This is a genomic window from Limibacter armeniacum, assembly GCF_036880985.1.
Taxonomy (GTDB): Bacteria; Bacteroidota; Bacteroidia; order Cytophagales; family Flammeovirgaceae; genus Limibacter; species Limibacter armeniacum.
This window is the reverse complement of sequence record NZ_JBAJNO010000006.1, coordinates 116802-137281: the sequence shown is the minus strand read 5'-3', so window position 1 is coordinate 137281 and position 20480 is coordinate 116802. Positions and strand designations below refer to the sequence as shown.

At 41.6% G+C, this 20480-nt stretch carries 15 protein-coding genes; 8 read left to right on the top strand and 7 right to left on the bottom strand.

The features are described 5' to 3' along the window. The first annotated feature begins 39 nt into the window (after positions 1–39). The 4 genes from V6R21_RS05320 to V6R21_RS05305 are packed head-to-tail and all read left to right on the top strand — an operon-like array spanning position 40 to position 7457. On the top strand, positions 40–3861 hold the full coding sequence (locus tag V6R21_RS05320; RefSeq protein ID WP_334241552.1) for an efflux RND transporter permease subunit: 3822 nt from the start codon (positions 40–42) through the stop codon (positions 3859–3861). After that, positions 3858–5090 carry a TolC family protein gene (locus V6R21_RS05315; protein WP_334241550.1) on the top strand — a complete coding sequence of 411 codons (1233 nt, stop codon included), beginning with the start codon at positions 3858–3860 and terminating at the stop codon, positions 5088–5090. The genes V6R21_RS05320 and V6R21_RS05315 overlap by 4 nt, the downstream gene beginning before the upstream one ends. Before the next feature lie 18 nt (positions 5091–5108). Then, a complete protein-coding gene (locus V6R21_RS05310) occupies positions 5109–6872 on the top strand; it encodes an efflux RND transporter periplasmic adaptor subunit (RefSeq protein WP_334241548.1) in 1764 nt (587 codons plus the stop codon). Between the two features lie 51 nt (positions 6873–6923). After that, positions 6924–7457, top strand: a complete 534-nt coding sequence (locus tag V6R21_RS05305) for a DUF3347 domain-containing protein (protein ID WP_334241546.1) — start codon at positions 6924–6926, stop codon at positions 7455–7457. A 243-nt stretch (positions 7458–7700) separates the two neighbouring features. Here the strand turns inward: V6R21_RS05305 and V6R21_RS05300 are convergent, their stop codons facing one another. The 3 genes from V6R21_RS05300 to V6R21_RS05290 are packed head-to-tail and all read right to left on the bottom strand — an operon-like array spanning position 7701 to position 11375. After that, positions 7701–8534 carry a DUF4625 domain-containing protein gene (locus tag V6R21_RS05300; protein WP_334241544.1) on the bottom strand — a complete coding sequence of 278 codons (834 nt, stop codon included), beginning with the start codon at positions 8532–8534 and terminating at the stop codon, positions 7701–7703. A gap of 41 nt (positions 8535–8575) precedes the next feature. Then, positions 8576–8965 carry a hypothetical protein gene (locus V6R21_RS05295; RefSeq protein ID WP_334241542.1) on the bottom strand — a complete coding sequence of 130 codons (390 nt, stop codon included), beginning with the start codon at positions 8963–8965 and terminating at the stop codon, positions 8576–8578. A 4-nt stretch (positions 8966–8969) separates the two neighbouring features. After that, positions 8970–11375 (bottom strand): TonB-dependent receptor, encoded by a 2406-nt coding sequence (locus V6R21_RS05290; protein ID WP_334241540.1) that lies wholly within the window; start codon positions 11373–11375, stop codon positions 8970–8972. A 405-nt stretch (positions 11376–11780) separates the two neighbouring features. On the opposite strand from V6R21_RS05290, the gene V6R21_RS05285 reads away from it, so the two are divergent. The 3 genes from V6R21_RS05285 to V6R21_RS05275 all read left to right on the top strand — a co-directional run bounded on the left by V6R21_RS05285 (position 11781) and on the right by V6R21_RS05275 (position 14059). Continuing rightward, positions 11781–12092 carry a hypothetical protein gene (locus tag V6R21_RS05285; protein WP_334241537.1) on the top strand — a complete coding sequence of 104 codons (312 nt, stop codon included), beginning with the start codon at positions 11781–11783 and terminating at the stop codon, positions 12090–12092. A gap of 133 nt (positions 12093–12225) precedes the next feature. Further along, entirely contained in the window at positions 12226–12762 is a 537-nt protein-coding gene (locus V6R21_RS05280) for a GNAT family N-acetyltransferase (RefSeq protein ID WP_334241536.1), read from the top strand. A gap of 112 nt (positions 12763–12874) precedes the next feature. Beyond that, complete coding sequence (locus V6R21_RS05275; protein WP_334241534.1) at positions 12875–14059, top strand: ATP-binding protein; 1185 nt, start codon at positions 12875–12877, stop codon at positions 14057–14059. 22 nt (positions 14060–14081) lie between these two features. On the opposite strand, the gene V6R21_RS05270 is transcribed toward V6R21_RS05275, so the two are convergent. Beyond that, entirely contained in the window at positions 14082–15428 is a 1347-nt protein-coding gene (locus tag V6R21_RS05270) for a hypothetical protein (protein ID WP_334241533.1), read from the bottom strand. A gap of 180 nt (positions 15429–15608) precedes the next feature. On the opposite strand from V6R21_RS05270, the gene V6R21_RS05265 reads away from it, so the two are divergent. After that, positions 15609–16016, top strand: a complete 408-nt coding sequence (locus tag V6R21_RS05265) for a hypothetical protein (RefSeq protein WP_334241531.1) — start codon at positions 15609–15611, stop codon at positions 16014–16016. A 947-nt stretch (positions 16017–16963) separates the two neighbouring features. On the opposite strand, the gene V6R21_RS05260 is transcribed toward V6R21_RS05265, so the two are convergent. From V6R21_RS05260 to V6R21_RS05250, 3 genes are read right to left on the bottom strand one after another with little or no spacing between them, the layout of a single operon-like run. After that, positions 16964–18244, bottom strand: coding sequence for a replication initiation protein (locus V6R21_RS05260; protein ID WP_334241529.1), 1281 nt, complete (start codon positions 18242–18244; stop codon positions 16964–16966). Between the two features lie 59 nt (positions 18245–18303). After that, the gene (locus V6R21_RS05255; protein ID WP_334241527.1) at positions 18304–19215 is read right to left on the bottom strand and encodes a ParB/Srx family N-terminal domain-containing protein; all 912 of its coding nucleotides are present in this window, start codon (positions 19213–19215) and stop codon (positions 18304–18306) included. Further along, entirely contained in the window at positions 19208–20161 is a 954-nt protein-coding gene (locus tag V6R21_RS05250; RefSeq protein WP_334241525.1) for a ParA family protein, read from the bottom strand. The genes V6R21_RS05255 and V6R21_RS05250 overlap by 8 nt, the downstream gene beginning before the upstream one ends. Between the last annotated feature and the right edge of the window lie 319 nt (positions 20162–20480).

The window sequence follows — 20480 nt, the reverse complement described above, 5'->3', positions numbered from 1 at the left end:
CATTTTTATATCAGCAATTGACATCATACTTCAAGTATTATGCTTAACAGAATTATAAGGTTCTTCCTTGAGAACAGGCTCGTGACGATCCTGTTGCTGATAGGAATGATCATGTGGGGGATTGTAACCGCTCCATTCGGCTGGAAAATGAACTTTCTGCCATCGGACCCAGTCCCAGTGGATGCCATACCGGATATCGGGGAAAACCAACAGATTGTTTTTACCCAATGGACTGGGCGTTCTCCTCAGGATATTGAGGACCAGATTTCCTATCCTTTGACTACTTACCTACTTGGGATACCGGGAGTGAAGTCAATCAGAAGTTCTTCCATCTTCGGGTTTTCCAGCATTTATATCATCTTCAATGAAGACGTAGAGTTTTATTGGTCACGCTCCAGAATCCTTGAGAAGCTGAATTCACTTCCTGCAGGACTGTTGCCTGACGGAGTACAACCTGCCTTGGGACCTGATGCAACAGCATTGGGACAGGTGTACTGGTACACGCTGGAAGGTCGTGACAAGAATGGCAATCCTACTGGTGGTTGGGATTTGCACGAAATCAGAACAGTACAGGATTTCTATGTCAAATACGCCCTGAATGCAGTAGAGGGTGTATCTGAAGTGGCCTCTATCGGTGGTTTTGTACAGGAATATCAGGTGGATGTCAACCCTGATGCCCTGAAGTCCTATAATATCCCGCTCACCAAGGTGATACAGGCTGTCAAGCAATCCAACAGGGATGTGGGAGCCAAGACCATTGAGATCAATCAAGCTGAATACCTTGTGCGTGGACTGGGCTATATCAAGAAGGTAGAGGATTTGGAAAGTGCTGTGGTAGCAGTCCAGAACAATGTCCCCATCAGAATCAAGGACATCGGGGTGGTAACTTTGGGGCCTGCTACACGCCGTGGACTGTTGGACAAGGATGGTGCTGAAGTAGTCGGAGGTGTAGCGGTAGCCCGTTATGGAGCCAATCCATTGCAGGTAATCAACAACTTGAAAGATAAAATCCATGAAATTGCGCCCGGACTTCCCAAGAAAACACTTTCGAATGGCGTGGAAAGCCAACTGACCATTGTTCCGTTCTATGACCGATCTACCCTGATTCATGAAACACTGGGGACACTGGAAGAGGCACTGTCTCTTGAAGTACTGATTTCTGTACTGGTAGTAATTGTGATGGTCTATAACCTGAGGGCATCCTTGCTGATTACCAGTTTGCTTCCGGTAGCGGTTCTGATGGTGTTTATAGCCATGCGTTATTTTGGGGTGGATGCCAATATCGTGGCGCTCTCCGGTATTGCCATTGCCATCGGTACCATGGTGGATTTGGGTATTGTCCTGTCAGAAAACATTATCAAGCACTTGGATGAAAAATCGGAACAGCCCTTACTGGAAACCATTTACAATGCTTCCGCAGAAGTCTCGTCCGCTATCCTGACGGCTGTATCCACCACCATTATCAGCTTTATTCCAGTCTTTACCATGCAGGCGGCTGAAGGCAAGCTTTTTGGTCCATTGGCATTTACCAAGTCTTTTGCCTTGGTGGCGGCACTAATTGTAGCCCTGCTCATCCTACCAACATTGGCATATTGGTTTTTTGGTATTCGATTCAAGAATCCGAAAAGAAGTAACCAAGCCAACCTGTTGCTGCTGATTGCAGGAGCTGTGCTGATGGTGCTCGGGCATATCTGGGCAGGCTGTATGCTACTGCTGTTTAGTGGAATAGCACTAATCAGATATAAGCTGAATACTTCTGAAATAACGCTACCAAAACCTGTTAACTGGCTTGTCCGACACGGAGAATTGATCGTAGCAGTTTTGGGCGTATTATGGTTATTGGCTGAGTATTGGATGCCGTTAGGTGCAGGAAGAAGCTTGATGGCCAATGGCATATTTGTATTGTTGACAGTTGGATCAATCTTATTGTTATTTACCATTCTGGAATATTATTACAAGCCTATTCTGAACTGGTGCCTGTCGCATAAGGTAGCATTCCTATCCATTCCTTTGTTTCTGATATTCTTTGGCGTAACAGGCTGGTTGGGATTCAATACCATGTTTGGTTTTGTTGCCAATGGGTTTGACCGTTTGGGTGTCAATATCAGGACGAATACTGTCTGGTCAGGACTATCCCATAATTTTCCGGGGATTGGAGAAGAATTTATGCCGTCGCTGGATGAAGGTAGTTTCCTATTGATGCCGACTTCCATGCCGCATTCAGGTGTTACCTATAACCGCAAAATAGTGGGACAGCTCGATATGTTGCTGACCAATATTCCGGAAGTGGAACTGACTGTCGGTAAAATGGGACGGGTAGAATCTGCATTGGACCCTGCTCCCATCTCCATGTACGAGAATGTGATCAATTATAAGTCTGAGTATGCGCTGAACAAGAAAGGACACAAGGCAAGATTTAAGGTGAATGAATCAGACCAGTTTATAACATTTAAGGGTGATACCCTTTCCAATGAAGAGGCATTGGCAAATGGAATCTCTTCTAACGACCTGGTTCCGGATGAAGATGGCTTGTACTTCCGTAACTGGCGACCTCAGATCAAATCTCCTGATGATATTTGGAATGAGATTGTCAAAGTCACCAAGCTGCCAGGTGTTACTTCTGCGCCAAAGTTGCAGCCAATCGAGACAAGGCTTGTAATGTTGCAAACGGGCATGCGGGCACCAATGGGTATCAAGGTGTATGGACCTGACCTAAACACCATTGAGGAGTTTGGCTTACAGTTGGAACAGATTCTCAAACAAGTGCCAAGCGTCAAGCAGGAAGCTGTATTCGCTGACCGTATAGTGGGCAAACCTTACCTCCAACTGGATATCAAGAGGGATGAGATTGCCCGATACGGCTTAAGCATCGAGGCAGTTCAGGAAGTGATCGAGACTGCAATTGGTGGAATGAAGATTACCTCAACAGTTGAGGGAAGAAAGCGCTTTCCTGTAAGGGTGCGTTACCCCCGTGAACTACGTGACGACCCTGAGACTTTGGGTAATATTTTGGTTCCAACTCCTACCGGAGCACAGATTCCATTGACGCAACTGGTGAATCTGGAATACGTGAGGGGACCTCAAGCCATCAAAAGTGAAGATACTTTTCTGGTGGGATATGTCCTTTTTGATAAACGTGAAGGGCATGCTGAAGTGGATGTGGTTCATGATGCGCAACAAGCCATACAAGCTCGTATTGCTGATGGAAGTATAAAAGTGCCTTCAGGGGTGAATTACAGGTTTTCGGGTAGCTATGAGAATCAGGTTCGGGCACAGAAAAGGCTTTCCATCATTGTACCGGTGGTGTTGCTGATTGTATTCCTGATCCTTTATTTTCAGTTCAAGTCCGTTACTACATCCCTGATGGTATTCACAGGTATTGCCATGGCTTTCAGTGGCGGATTTATTATGCTTTGGCTTTATGGTGAGCCTTGGTTTGCCAACTTTAGCTTCTTTGGTATCCATATGCGGGAGCTGTTTCAGATTCATACCGTCAACTTGAGTGTAGCAGTCTGGGTGGGCTTTATCGCATTGTTTGGTATTGCAACAGATGATGGTGTACTGATCGCTACTTATCTTGATCAGAGTTTTGCCAGAAACAAGACGGACAATGTTCAGGGAATCCGCCTTGCTGTGGTGGAAGCGGGGCAACGGAGAATCAAGCCAGCAGTAATGACCTCAGCCACAACTATCATTGCCTTGCTACCGATCCTGACTTCAACAGGACGGGGAGCTGACATTATGATTCCGATGGCGATCCCTTCATTTGGGGGAATGGTGGTGGCAGCCATCACCTACTTTATTGTGCCAACGCTTTACTGCTGGAGAGAAGAACTACGACTAAAAAGATCACAGCCATGAGAAGATTAACCATGCTGATAGGACTGCTGTTTCTGATTGGACAGCAGGTATATGCACAGACATTTGAGGATTATTTCAAAGAAGCTGCTGAACACAATCCGGGGCTTCAATCCAAATACAAGGAGTTTGAAGCAGCCATGCAACAGGTGACTCAAGCCAAGGCACTGCCTGATCCAACATTTTCATTCGGGTACTTTATTTCGCCAGTAGAAACAAGGGTAGGTCCACAGCAGGCAAAGTTTTCCCTCAGCCAGATGTTTCCTTGGTTCGGAACCTTGAAAGCAAAAGGAGAAGTAGCCACTGCTTTGGCTGAGTCAAAATATCAGGCTTTTCTCAACACCCGAAACCAGTTGTATGCCAAGGTGGCTACGGCTTATTATCCGCTATATGAACTCAATCAGTGGAGAAAGATTGAGCAGGAGAATATCGAGCTGCTGGAGTCTTTCAAGAATATAGCAACAGCCAAATTCCGAAATGGTAAAGGTGCTATGGTAGATGTGTTGCGGGTAGACCTGATGCTAAAGGAGGCAAACACCAATCTGGGTATTCTAGATAAGAAAGAAGGTTCACTGCAAAGTTGGATGAATAGTCTGTTGAACAGGTCTTATGATGCTCCTATCACAATTGCGGATACTTTGCAGGTCAAGCCATTGCCGATTGGTTATGGCCGTGACTCCTTGCTGACGGCCAATCCGGAAATAGGCATGGCGAACAGCAAGATTGAGGCAAGTACCAAAGCCATCACGCTGGCAGAAAAAGAAGGAATGCCTAAACTGGGAGTTGGGCTTGACTATGTGGCAGTCGGCACTCGGTCAGACATGGCAGTCAGTGACAACGGAAAAGACGTGCTGATGCCTATGGTTTCAGTCAGTATTCCACTTTTCAGGGGCAAGTACAAGGCAGCTGAGACACAGGCGCAATTGCAGCGGGAGCAATATATACTGGAGAAAGAGGAAACTGAAAACAGGCTGGTCGGAAGTTACTACAGAAATATTTTTGAGTTGGAACGTCAGGCTGATCTGATCACACTCTATGAGCAGCAGATCAGCGAGTCTAAACAGGCATTGAACTTACTTTTCACAGCCTATAGCAATTCGGGAGAAGCTTTTGAGGAAGTGCTACGGATGCAGCAGCAATTGTTGTTATATGAAAAAACAAAAGCAGCAGCTGTTGCCAGCTACCATACCTTACTTGCACAACTAGATGCACTGACCGGAAACCTGAACTAACCATTAAGCTTTGAAATTATGAGAACAGACATAAAAACTTCAATCACCATTGGTACCGTCACCTTGTTAATTGGGCTATTGCTTGGCTGGCTGATATTTGGAGGTTCCAATGAAACAAATCACGATCACAGTACGGCTAATAAAGAAAAAGGACAGGTATGGACTTGCTCCATGCATCCGCAGATCAGGCAATCAGAACCGGGCGACTGCCCCATCTGTGGCATGGAACTGATTCCGCTTTCAGAATCGGAAGGACATGAGGATCCGATGGCCATCAATATGTCTCCAACGGCGATGCAGCTGGCGAATGTACAGACTGCCATGGTAGGGAATACGGCACCTGACAAGACCGTACGTCTGAATGGTAAGGTACAGGCCGATGAACGAATGGTCTATTCACAGACCTCTCATATGCCGGGAAGAATCGAGCGACTAATGATCAACTTCACAGGGGAAAAGGTCAATAGAGGAAAACCTATTGCCTATATCTACTCGCCTGAACTGGTGACTGCGCAACAGGAGCTTTTTGAAGCACAGAAAATAAAGGACAGCCAGCCACAGCTTTTCAAGGCAGCCAAGGAAAAGCTGAAGAACTGGAAACTGACTGACCGTCAGATTGACCGAATACTGTCTTTGGGAAAACCGGAAACTTCTTTTCCTGTGTTATCTGATTACTCTGGCTACGTGATGGAGAAAAAAATCAATGCCGGAGATCATATCATGGAAGGGGCTGTACTTTACGAAATCGCTAACCTTTCCAGAGTATGGGTACTGCTGGATGTTTATGAGTCTGATCTTCCTTGGGTCAAGAAAGGGGACAAGGTATCTTTTGTGGTTGCTTCCCTTCCAGGTAAATCTTTTGAAGGAACCATAGATTATATAGATCCCATCATTGATGCCAAAACAAGGGTGGCACAGGCAAGAACCTCAATTCCTAACCCGAATCAGGAACTGAAACCTGAAATGTTTGTCACAGGTACTGTCAGTGCCAAGATCAGACAGGAAAATGAGGCCATTTCCATTCCAAAAACTGCCGTAATGTGGACAGGAAAACGCTCAGTTGTTTATGTCAAAACTACCTCAGACAAAGGGATTGCCTTCCAGATGAGAACGGTCACGCTAGGACCTTCTTTAGGTGAAAACTATCTAGTGAAGGAAGGTTTGAAAAACGGAGAGGAAATTGCCGTAAGCGGTACTTTCAGCATTGATGCGGCAGCCCAGTTGGCAGGTAAACCTAGCATGATGATGCCTGAAGGCGGACAGCCCATGACGGGACATGACCACGGAGGAAAAATGGACCTGAAACCCGAAGATGAGATTGTGCCATTGGCAATCAATGATGGTGCATTGAAAGAACTCGATCAGTTGGCTGTCCAATACTTCGAGATGAAAGATGCCTTGGTAAATGACGATTTCAAAAAGGCAAAAGATGTGGGAATGAAATTCTCTGCTGCTATTGGTAAGGTGGACATGAAACTCTTCAAAGGAGAAGCACATCACCGTTGGATGGCCTACTCAGAAAAGCTGTCCAAATCCTTAGAACATATTGGGCATACTCAGTCTATAGAGGAGGTCAGGAAAATATTCCTGCCTGTATCTGAACAGATGATAGGCTTGGCCCAGTCCCTGATGAGTGGTAGCGGTACGATGTATGTACAGCATTGCCCCATGGCTGACAATAACAAAGGAGCTGACTGGCTCAGTCTGGACAGTACGGTGAAGAATCCCTATTTCGGGGCTTCCATGCTGACTTGTGGTGAGGTAAAAATGACTTTGAATTAAGGTCCTCTCCTACTGTTTATCAATTAATAATCACACTAAATCTAAACTCACATGAAAACTTTATTTCAAACTGTATTGACAGCTGGTATTATGGTTGGAACGATTGCTTGCAACACGCAAACATCTGACAAACAAGATCATTCAGCACATAACCATTCTGAAAGTATGTTACACTCCACTTCAGAAAACACAATAGTATCCGATGATCCGTTAGCTGCCTATTTATCTATCAAGGATGCATTGGTGGAAAGTGATGGAGAGAAGGCAAACACAGCTGCCAAACAACTGGTGAATGCTATTCAGGAAATGGAAGGAGAACTTGCCCAAAAAATACTATTTGATGCTGAGCATATTGCCGAAACCAAGGATGTAAAACACCAGAGAGACCACTTCAATACACTTTCTAACCATATTTATGAAATAGCAAAAGGTGCTTCTTCTAAGGTGACATTATACCAACAGTACTGTCCTATGGCCATGAACAACAAAGGGGCTTATTGGCTCAGCACTTCGAAAGAAATCAAAAATCCTTACTTTGGGGCATCAATGCTAACTTGTGGCACAGTAAAAGAGACAATACAATGAAAAGTTGTTGCCAAAACGACCAACCTTCAGGATGGCAAAAATGGTCTACCCGCATCATTTGGGGAGGGATATTAGTGCTGATTCTAGGTGTAACACTATTCGAGTTACTCAGCTGAAACAGCTGATTTCATATTTACTGACTCCAATGTCCTTTATGGGCTTTGGAGTTTTTTTATTTGGGCTAACCAAAAAAAGCGACACAGTTTCCTGTGCCGCTTAATATCAAGTTATCCAAAAGGATTATTACTTCAAGATAATATCACGATAAACAACTTTTACGTTGCCATCACCGTCCCAGTCTTCCACTTGGGCATCATTATCCCATACTTTGATTTGAAGCTCATACTCACCCGGCTCCAAGTCACTGCCATCTTCCGTTTCAATTGTGAAAATATGGTCAATCGTATAGGTCAATTCACCTTTACATTCCACAATATCATTGGTCAGAACAGCTCCTTCGTGCGCCACACGTCCTGAAGCGTGGTTGTCATGCTTTTTCAGCAGGTCAATATGGATTTCCCAGATTCCTTCTGCATCAGCAGCTTCACCTTTAATCTCAAAGCTGTCCCCCATCTCCAATGCCAAAACCTGTCCTTCCTGAGGAGTACTTACTGTAAGTTCAGGTTGAGAGCTGGTATACACTTCCATCAGCAGTTCAATAAACTCAGCCTCATTGCCTTCCTGATCGATCAAATCCATCTTTACATGGTAAGGACCTGCTGCTGTGTTTGCAGGAATGGTAAAAGAGTAAGTGTTTTCATCTTCAGTACCATTCACTTTTACTACCTCATTCAAGGTAAAAGGAACTGGCGCATCTGCCGATATTCTTGAAGAAGGATGCACATGTCCATCAAATCCATTATGGATATAGAACTTTACTTCAGAAAGTGCCTGATCATCCGTAACGCGGTAGGTAAGGTTTACAGTTTCACCTGCTTCAACCCTTACGTTTTCACGGCTTCCGTTGATTGAAAACGACTTAATTTCAGGACGTACGACATCCACCTCCTCACTTTCACTGCATGCCGCAAAGGCAAACAGCAGTAAGGCAATACTGCTTAGCTTTAAAAATTTCATGTTAGCTGTGTAATTAAATTCTTTAAAAAATGTGTTCCGCATTATTTACACAGCATGAACTCAGGAGGGGGCGTAAATATAAGAGCAAACCCTTTTTTCCAGTTTCCTAGATACAAAGGCACTCGCTCTTTCTTGTTTTCGGTCAGTAGTTGGGTCAGTAACATGGTTTCAGCCTCTCGGCTGATTTCTTTATCTTTTTCTACCTCTTTCTTTTTCTCCTTGTCAGAAGTATCTTTCTGAGCATGTGAGGTATGTGGGTCTTCTTTAAGTTCCTGAATAACGTGGTCATGCCCATGTGAATGGTGGTGAGAATGGTAATGGGCTACCAGCCAGAAAGTATGCGCCAACCAGTCCTCAGCCAAAACAACCAAAGGTCGTATGGAGGAAATGAAGTAAAGACATACAAAACTTATGACTAGTATAATTCTCATCACGCTATGCCTGTTTGTTCAAGCCTATTTTTAAAGACACAGTATAGTTTCTTCCAGGTTCAGGTAAGTTCAAAATACGGTAACGGCTAAGGTGATTCATGTATTCCGTATCCAACATATTATTCACAGCAAACCTCAACTGCAAAGGTATTCCGCCCATCCGCATCGTAGCTTCCGTATTCAAGTCAAGCAAATGGTATCCCTCGGTTGTATACTCATTCCTGTCTACACGTTCTTGAGCAGCAGTCCAGCGATAACGCAAGTTTCCCTTAACTTTCTTCAACCAGTCTGAAGCAATTGACTTTATGTATTCCAACTCTAAAGTGGCTGAAAATGGAGGGGTAAAAGGTATAGGCGTTTTGGTCTGTAAATTCTGATGCCACACATATTCACCTGTTTGCAGCAATGCCCAATTTTGTGTCAGTTGCTGTCTTAAGCTCACCTCAAATCCTGTATGAAGTGTCTCGCTTTCTACATAAGTATATACCTGTCCTGCTCCTGGCAAAGGCTTCGTCACTCCCGGAGCCAAAAAGCTGCCTGAAGGTTTCAGGTATATAAAATTGGTAAAGTAATTAAGAAATGGAGAGGCTGAAAAGCTGAATCCTCTTTTGGTTAACTGCCAAGCCAAGTCCAACTGATACCCTGATTCTGGGCTTAAATTACGATTTCCCCATTCGTGTCGGAAAGTACCGTGATGGATACCATTGATGCCTACCTCGTTGATCTCAGGTGTTCGGAAGATTTTTCCTAAAGTTACTTCCGTGACCATATGATCCCATTTGCGCTGTGTCCCAACTACCCAAGACAAATTATGGAAATAGCTCCGATAGTCTTCTGCCCTACGCTGATAGCCTGTTATTGTACCCTCATCATCACGCTGAGGCATCTCAAATGCATCATACTTCAGGAATGCTACATCGTACCTTAACCCTGCATTTACCTTCCAACTCTCTGTAATATGGTAATCTCCATAGAGGTACAAACCTCCATCATTTTTTCTGTAATCAGGAATCAGAAATTCGTACCCATCACGCTGATGGTCCTTATGACTACCTGATAACCCTACTACCAGTTCCAGTTTTTCCCGCTCATGTACCAACCTTGTATTGAAGGCATAAGTATCCAACTGAAGCCCGTTTTCCAAAAACGGATCAGCTACACTCAGGTCAATATTGTTATGGTGAGGCAAACCTTTCTCCAACCGAATGTTACGCTGCCACCCTGCATCCAATTCCCAAGTAGTATTTTCAGAAACCGTCAGAATACCATGAGCACTCAGCTGCCTATGGGTATTTTCCTGCAATGGCATCTCTGTATTTCGGTAATCGCCATCATCTACAAGCTGTTCCTCTCTAGGGACACCATGTGCGCCAATAAAGATCCCTACTGTTTCCTGATAATTACCCAAGCTTACTTGCCACTGCATTTTATCAAGTCTCAACCCGACGCTTGCCTGCAAGTTATATCGATCTCCTGCCGTATTTTTTAATCGCTGTCCATAAATCGGCAATACATATTCATTGTACTGAAATGATGTTGACGGTACACGGTAATCAGCAAAACTCATCCCCGAAAGGCTCACCTGTCCAAAAACTCGCTGTTTTTTCCACTTAATGGAAGCCGCCGAGGACACCTCCTGATTCACACTTTTATACGAAGTCGAGACACTCCCTTCAAAGGGCTGCTCAGGCATCTGCAACGTTTTCAGGTCTATTACCCCTCCAATACCGTCTGCACCATACTTTAAGACATGAGCTCCTTTGATGATGGATAACTCATCCACAATCTGTGGGTCTACCATCAGGCCATGATCACTCCCCCACTGCTGCATCTCTTTTTTCAGCCCATTCTCCATCACCAAAACACGGTTATTGAACAGTCCTCGAATAACCGGTTTGCTCACTCCCGTACCCATACTGATGATATTTACACCTGGAATATGAGAGATGGTTTGTGCCAAAGTCGATTGCAGGTTACTTTCCAGCTCTTCCTTCAGCACCAGTTTTTCTTGAAGAACCAAGGCTTTAGGTGCAGCCACCTCCACATCCGCCAGCATTCTATCATTGGGAATCAGATAAAATTGATAAGCATGTTGATTCGCATATATGGTATCAGCCAATGGGGTAAATGCCAAATGCTTCAAGCTTAGAATAGCGCTATTTTCAGCTAAATGTAGCGTTGCATTTCCATACTCATCTGTGCTTGCCTGATACTTTCCATCCACCATTATAGCGACACCAGCAACTTCTTTCAAATCCTGTTTTGATAACACCGTAATGCTTACTTCCTGAGCGTACGCAACAGAACAGAGGCAAAGTAATGTCCCTATCAATAAAAGATCTTTCAAAAAATTATGGCAAAGCTGCATCAGCATACCAGATAGCGTAAAAAAAGCTGGCTGAATTTCCAAGTATATCCGATTTAGTATGAAGTGTTTTCCAAATAGCTGATAATGATAAAGGTGCAAAGATAAGGATTAATAAAAATTTTACCCTATAACACCTCCTCAAAGGTGATTATTTAACCTATTAAGTTCACCCTTTACAATTCTGATAATCAGTCAAATAATTATAAATCTAGATATATGAATATGTTTGAGACTTTAAAGAAGTTGAATATATTCGTTATCAAAGTGTCAATACTAATGCAATTCTTATTTTAATAATTCGCCTACTTAACACAGACTATCATGAATTCAACCCAATCAAAATTTCGCATTCACTACTTTGAACCAGATCTTCAAATTTTAACATCTCGGTACCATTTCGACAAAAAATTCATTTCAAAGGCTGATTACCTAAAGGAACTTGACACAATGTGTCACTGTATTGAGCGGTATTTGCCTTCTTATTGGGTTATAGACCTGACTTCATTATCATTAGAAATACCAATTATTGATATTGTCCGAAATGCCTCACTCCTTTTGAAGGTTCTTGATAAATCCAGTATCCGAAAGATTGTATACATTTCGAATAATAATGAGTTGGCTATTGACTATATCCAACACCTTTTTGATGAGTTAAAAGCGCTCAACATATCGTTACGCTTTCAAATCGAGTCTTTCATTACAGAAAATGAAGCAAGGGATTGGCTACTAAAAGATGAGAATACTGTACAAGAGGTCTAACCTTTGATGATTTTGGGAAGTTTTTTTCTATAAACTTCCCTCCTTAAATCGTATTTTTCAATTTGCTTTTACAAAACATTGTCCTACTCAGGTTGGTGTAAAATATGCACAAACCTGCTAAATTTTTGATACTGTGATATTCTCTCCTTTTCCAGAATTAGTTACCGAAAGACTTTTACTCAGACAATTACAAAGCTCAGACCGTGAAGTTGTTTTTTACCTAAGGTCGGACCCAACTGTCAATCAATTTGTTCAAAGGCCAACTCCTAAAAGCCTTGCAGATGCTGATGCATTTATTGAGAGAATTTCTAATGAGGTTTCAAAAGATAGGTCCATTTACTGGTGTATTTCATTAAAAGGCACTACCGAAATGATCGGCTCAATCTGTCTTTGGAATTTTTCAGAAGACAAAAAGACTGCTGAAGTAGGCTATGATCTACACCCTAAATACCAAAAACATGGCTACATGTCTGAAGCATTGAAAAGTATATTGGAGTATGGCTTTAATATATTAAAACTAGACTGTATCGAAGCATGTACAGATTACCGGAACGAGTCCTCCAAGCAGCTATTGGTAAAGCATCATTTTAGCTTAAACAGTAACAAGCATGATAATGAAAATGCTAATAACCTGATATTTGAAATCAGCTCAGAGAGGTATTTCATCTAGCTTCTTTTTAAACTTTCACAGCAAAAAAGTTAGTCATACATTACAAATCACCCCTAATATTGTAAATTGCATTTTACACTTTTACATATAAGTGAAAGATAGAGTTTACAATATGCAAAAACTTAGAAACCAGCTGGTGAATTTACTTCGCCATACAGATACCAGATTTGTCCGATACTTATATCAGGAAGTTGACTGGAGTAGCAGGATGATAGCCATTGTTGGAGCAAGAGGCGTCGGCAAAACAACCATGCTGCTGCAGCGTATCAAGATGGAACACAAGTTGGATGAAGCACTGTATGCCAAAGCAGACGATCTGTATTTTTCAGAGAATGGATTGCTTGAGTTGGCTACAGACTTTGAAGCTAAAGGAGGAAAGTATTTGTATCTGGATGAAATCCACAAGTATGAAAACTGGTCTCAGGAGCTGAAGGATATCTATGATTACCTACCTAACCTAAAAGTTGTATTTACGGGGTCATCCATTTTGGATATCTATAAAGGGTATGCTGACTTAAGTCGCAGGGTTATCCCCTATCATATGTTTGGCTTGTCATTTCGGGAATACCTGACATTGAAAGAGGTGGCTCAATTACCGGTCATTCCCTTACAGGAAGTATTGGAACATCAGTATACTGAAAAAGTCTTGCTGAACACTTCTCTCAAGCCATTGGCACATTTTGAAACCTATCTGAAAGAGGGGTATTATCCATTTTTTTCTGAAGGAAATTATGACATTCGACTAAGAGGTGTGGTAACAACCATGTTAGAGGTCGATATTCCTCAATTTGCCAATTTACCTGCTTCTACTGCTGCAAAACTAAAAAGATTACTGCATGTAATCTCCCGAAGTGTCCCTTTTAAACCAAACCAAACCAAATTGGCTGAAGCCATCGGAGCCAGCAGACCTGCTTTGGCTGATTATATGGCATTCCTTGAAAAAGCGGATTTGACGAAAGGGTTAAGCTATCCTCCGGAAGGTATTGGTGCACTCAGAAAACTGGAAAAGCTTTTTCTGCAAAACACCAACCTGATGTATGCTTTAGCAGATGGGCTACCTGATATTGGAAATATTCGGGAAACTTTCTTTTTCTCCCAACTGAATGTAAAACATCAGGTAGAAGCCTCCAAGGCTGCTGATTTTCTGGTTGACCATCAGCTGACATTTGAAATAGGTGGCAAAAGCAAAAAGACCAAACAGATCTCCGGAATAGACAATGCCTATGTTGTAAAGGATAATATTGAAGCTGGAGAAGGAAATATCTTGCCGCTATGGGCATTTGGTCTTTTATATTAAGACTAACGGTACCCAGTATACCTTACACTACTGGGTACTCTTCTTCAAACTTCTCTTCAGCTAACTCCACCTTTACTACTGCCCTTCTGGCATTTCCTACTGTCGACATGGAACACTGATGGATAGTAGCCAGCTCCCTATTTGTAATGACAAGCTGTCCTTTTGATTGTCTAATCAGGTCTTCACAAAGTTGGGGTCTTGTTTTCCAGTAAAAGTAAGCGGCACTTTCTGTATCCTCTGCTTTGACCTCCTTATATACAGGTTGTCGTTTTGCTGTCGGTAATTCCTGATTATGGTTTGAAAAAGTAAATCCAATGGCATTCCGATTTTCCCGTTCTGTCTCATTGGCAAATGGCTTTGCATCTTGTAGCCTGTATTGAGTCTGAAATGTATCTGGTTGGGTCGTTGCTATATGCTCGACTGGAGTTTCCTCTCCTTCCCTACTCAAACTGATCTTAGCCAAATTCGCATAATAGTAATAAGTGAAATGGTAGCAGTAAATACTCATTAGCTCCAAAATCAGTACCATCAAGGCCATCGCCAATCCTGTATAATAGCTATTATTTTCAGATGATTTTCTGATGGCTGAATACTGTTGGTCAATCTCTTCCTTCTGCTTTTGATATGCGTGGTAAGCAACTTGAAGGGTATTTTCTTTCTGCTCAATCAGTTTTTTTCCAAGTTCATTCAACTCTCCAAAAGCATAATCCTTTGCTTTTACACTCCAATAGCGCTTCCGGTAATCATTCCGGTTACGAATAGACTCAATTTCTGTTTTCAGTTGACTTTCCTTGTTTCGAAAATTACGCTCCAGTTTTGAGATAGATGTCTGGTGCTGTGCACTTATTTCCTCATTTTTATCAGATGACACCATACCAATAAAATACCCACCAAAAGCACTAACTGAAATACTGAAAATCGTCAGGAGCAAGAGTTTTGTCCACCAGCCCGAAACGACTTTACCTCCCCTATGCCACCTTCTAAACAAATCAGTTGAGACTTCTTTCTTGGTTATTTCGGCGTATAATACCACCATCACAGCCAACAAAGCACATCCCGAAGCGATTCCCACTTCATATGCAGAATTATCCAGGCCAATACCTGACTGATAAAATGAAATAAAGGCGATAAATGCGCAAGCTGTTAGAAAAGAAATAGAATGGTAGAAGTATGTAAAAGCCTTGGATAGTTGAAAGCGAAGTCGGTAACGTTCCAAGAAAGAAGGCTCCTTCATAGCCTGTTCCGCAGCTTCCAAAGCATCCTGTTCTCTGATGGCTGCCATTTGCTCCTCTTCGCTATTTGAGAACAACTGAGAGGTTCTGAATGGCTTCAGGCTTCTTTTGTCAAGGTATTTGTTTACATTTGTCATAGATTATAAAATTTTATAGTCTCTGTAAATACCTTTACCTCGTATGTTTGGCGACGGAGAGGTAAAGGTATTTTTTTGTTTTGCGATACAAGTATATACTTTAAGGAGAATTACCGCAAATTTTCTCGATGATTTATCGTGAATTTTATCGGTAAACATCAGGAGTAAACGGGAATTTAGATGGAGAAAAAATATATAAAGGTTAGTGAATTAGCGAAACTGGTGGGGAGAACGGATTCAGCTATTAGAAAGTGGATCAGTAAGTTAAAAGAGGAAGGGAACACCAATAATACCATCATAGAGGAACCATACGGTAAGGGAAAAGTTCGCTATATGGTTGATAAGGAATTTGCGCTAAAAGAATTCAGGATTGATGCCAGTAATAAGCAGGAAAGTACCGGTAATACTACTTCTGCAAAGGAAAAGGATGAACTCGTAAGTCAACTTAGGGAAGAGATTAAATACTTGAGACACTTACTTGACAAGAAAGATACAGAGCTGGAGCGTGAACGTAACAGACTTGATTACCTGGTTAAAGTCCTTGGTGAGATGGTCAATGAAGACCTGAAGACCAAGAAACTGAACTAGTCCCTATTAGCCGGTTACTCCCCCACTAATAGCCTGCTAATAGGGTATTAATACCCTGTTAACCACAATAACACCATATTTTCGCCTCAAAATAGTAGCAACACTTTTTCACTTTCCAGACCTTTCATTCTACTAAAAAGCGGAATTGTACGTCATCTCCATTTCAGTTAGTACAATTTCGCATTATTTCCATTGTCACTTCCAATATACGTAATAGTACGATCGCCATTCCTGCTTTATTTGTATTCCTTCCTTTTGATCATTCGTACATTTCCGCATTATCTGATAAATCCCCCCTATTAATACCTTATTAGTAGCTCTTATAGTTATCAACCAATCGCCAAAGCTGTATTATTCTCTTCAAAAATGCTGAATTGTACGAATGCCTATAACTGTCGATTCGTACAACTCCGAATTTTTTGTCAATATATTAATACCTAATATGAATTTGGACAGGAATAATACACGATTGTACGATCAACCCTGAACTTCAGCTACCAGTTCGTACATTTCCGCATTTTGGGAAATCCCATTTCTCTTATGTAGAAATGGGGATATGAAACAGAATTCTAGAAGGAATTAAGAAAAAATCTAGTCTTAATTAATAAGCCTTATTATATATTATAGCTATTTATATCTTTTATAGGGATGTAACCAATTGATTTACAAATGATTAAACCCTATAAAAATGCGGATATGTACGAAAATAATACGAGAATGTACTAAGATGATACGGATATGTACGAACATGATGCGGAATTGTACGAAGCTACTATACGGAATTGTACGAAGGGCATTTCTAATATTCGTACATCTTCGCATTTTAGTTCTCACATGATGTGCTTATTGAGCAATTAGGGTTATTGATCTGTTTACCTAAATGCAAAAAAGCAGACTTAAAGCCTGCTTTTCTGATTGAGTCGTACAATTCCGTTTTTTTCTAAAGCCTACTTTAGTACAATCCCGTATTCTTCTTTCAGGATTCGGCTTAGATATGCCTTTTTGCTCTTGATTTCTTCTTTTTCCAATACCTTTTCGACCACCTTTGTAAATTCCTCAATTTTTTGTCTGCTTTTTAAGTTGGCGACAATCTTGTCTGCAGTATCAAAAGCGTAATTGATACTGCCACCCCTTAAAATGCGGAATAGTACGTTGGCTTTATCCGGCTGTCGAGCTTTCTTGTTTTTAGGAGCGGATTTAGCTGTTTCCTCACCAGCAAACTTGATATTGTTGGATGGATATTTCCCTTTCAAGATTTCAAAAGCTTCTTTTTCACTGATGCCTTTTGCCGTCAGTTCATTGAAAGCTTTCAAAATGACACTGGCACTTACGGGAGGTGCCGGTAGTATATCGTCCCCACTGTCTTCAATCTCTACTACATTAGGTTGTGCTTGCTTGGGCATTACACTTTCTTCCTTGTATGGAAGCTGAAGTTGCTTGTCATACATTTCATAGTTGGCTTCAAGTGTCTTGTCAAACTCTTCCTTGTATGACATGATAAACCTGATTCGGGTTACCTTCTTTCCGATTTTCTTGATTTCCTGAAACTCCACCAACATGTCCAATGACTTGTCATTGATCTCACTGATGGCTTTCATGATCACATCCCTTTTCAAGGCACCATATGCACTGTAGCGCTTGATGTTCTCAACCCCCATCTTGACTCTGAATTGATCTACATCAAAGTCACGGTGTGGGTATTTGCCATGACCTCTTTTCAGCAATTCATATAAAGAAATGGAAAACTCACTTCTAAAATTCTGAATACTTTGATAGAGGTATGAGGTATAATTTCCTTTCAGGTAAATGATATAGGGTTTTATACTGTCCGTAAATACGAACTTTACCGTATTGGTTGCATCCTGTTCGATCTCATCTTTCTGGGCTTCCTTGAGTTGTACCGATATGTCAACACGCTCAAAGACGTTTATACCTTTTAGGTTCTTACGAGTACCCTTATCAAGGTCTTCTTCCATGATAATGTTGGTACCGAGCAAACGTTCATGCGCATTGCGGATATCACGGTAATTTGCTCCTGAAAGCTTGGAGGTACCAAAGAATTGCTGAAAAGAGAATCGTGCATAGCATTTGCCATTTTCGTCAATGTCAGCCTCAGAAATTCCAAATAGCAGTAGCTTTTTGTCCAGCGATGTGAGTTTATTTTTTTCCTGCCCCTCAATCCACGAATTGGCCCTTTTCACGATACGGTAATCTGCGAAGTCACTCATTTTTCAGGTTGATTAGGTATTCTCTAAAAAATAGTTTTTAGACTGGTTAAATAAATTCACTACTCAAGCTCTTTTAGTTTTTCCGAAAGTAACTGAGCCTGATGCTGGTAATATTCTTTCAGCGCTTTCATCCCATCAGTATCCTTTTTCTTGATTAGTGAAGCTACTTGTTTGTCTGAAGACTTAAAGTACTTTTCGAACCTTGGAACATCCGTATTATTGGGCGTCACTACCTTCTTGGGTTGTTCAGTTTTTTGCTCAACTTTAGAGGCTTCAGCAGCGATTTGGTCAAGGAATTCTTCTACACTGATATCTGAGTGTTGTCCGAGGTATTCCACTTGTTCACGGGCAAGTGGTTTGTTTCCTGCCAATACTTCCAGTTGCAACTCCTTTGGCAGCCTGTCTACACCTGCCGCAAAATTACCGTTACGTTTAATTGTACGGGTAGTCAGCTTAAATTTATCAGCAAGTTGTTCAGCAATGTTTTCACCTTTTTCCTGTTTGCCTCCACGTTGACCTTTTTTACGGTTATACTGTCTGCCTCTGTGGTAGTATACCTCTTCCATTGAGATATTTCGACGTCCCAGTTGCTCAGCATCCATCCAATCCTTTACCTCTTCCTTTGAGGTAAACTCCATTTCCTGAACTTCAAAATACAAGAATTCTTCAGGAGCTCTTCCTTCTGTACAGGCACGTAGTCTGTGGTGACCATCCACTAGTGTGTATGAGCCATCTTCCTGCAGCCAGACTGTCAACCTTTTGTGACAACCACCATCACGCTCAATATTGCTCTTTAACTGCTGGAACTCTTCCTCTCGTAACGGACGAATGTACTCTTGCAGTTCTGGATCTATTTTGATCTTGTTCGCCAATTGTTCCAATGGGTTTGCTGTCCATTTTTTTTCAGCAATCTCATAAGAAACATTGGTGCTTTTCTGTGTATGTTTTTTTGCGGTGAAACTCTTAGCCATTGATCAGTTCTTTTGAAAGGTTAGTATAATCTTTAGCACCTGCCGATGAGGAGTCATAGGCAAGCACATCCTTTTCCTCATAGCTAGCCTCAGAAATAGAGATGTTGTGACGAATTCTGGTTTGATAGACTTTGATGTTCGGGTAAATGTCCTGAAGTGAGTCCATCATGCCTTCGTGCAATTTTGTGTTGGTTTTTACCAAAGTGAAGAAGAACCCGTCAACCTTAAGTATAGGATTTACCATCGCGACCTTATTGATCATTTTCATGATATTGGCAATACCGTCTATAGAGTGCGGCTCTGGTTGAACTGGAACTAGTACACCATTGCTTGCAATCAGACTGTTGATTGTAAAAAGGTTCAGTGAAGGCGGGCAGTCAATAAAGATATAATCAAACTTTCCAGCGATAGGCATCAGTGCTTTTTTCAACCTCATATTACCTTCCACTTCGTCAGATTGCATCTCTGAAAGAAGTCCTTCTAGGTTCAGGTTGGATGGACAGATCCATAGGTTCTCCTTTACTTCTACCATGATCTGTTCAATAGGAAGAGGAGCATTTTCCCTTAAAGAATCTGAAAGTTGAACTTCAAGTTCGTATTGACCAAAGTGACGGCTGGCTGAACCCTGTGGGTCCATATCTATGATCAAGGTCTTTAATCCTTGTTTGGCGATTGCTGCTGCAATGTTTACTGTTGATGCCGTTTTGGCAACCCCTCCTTTGTTATTGGCAATGCTGATGATTTTGGCTCCTGAATCAAATTGGAATCCATAACGGGTAAGAACGGGCATTAGCTTTTCAGCATTATGCTGGCTCAGTTTCTGAAATCCACCTAGGGCTTTTTGCAAGGTTCCTTTTGGAACACCCGCTTGTATTTCAATACCACTGACATTCAGTACAGGGTTCTCTTCAATAAACTTAGCAATGGCTTTTATCAATGTTTCCATTTGGGAAGTTTGTTTGTGGTTATCGTAATTTTTGGCAAAGTGACATGCATGTCACTTCGTAAGTGATGCTAATATAGAATAAATATATTCTAAAAAATGAATAATTAGAATAAAGTTATTCTAAAAAATCAAAGTGACATGTATGTCACTTTGGAGAGGAGCTTATATTTTACTAATAATGAGGAGGATTGGAATGGATGTGTAAATATAGAAATAATGTTAAACGAAACTGATAAATAATAAATCTTTAATCGGTGAAATAGAAGTCAAATAAATACCTATGCCTACCTTTATATGACGTTAAGAAAAACCTGAGAAA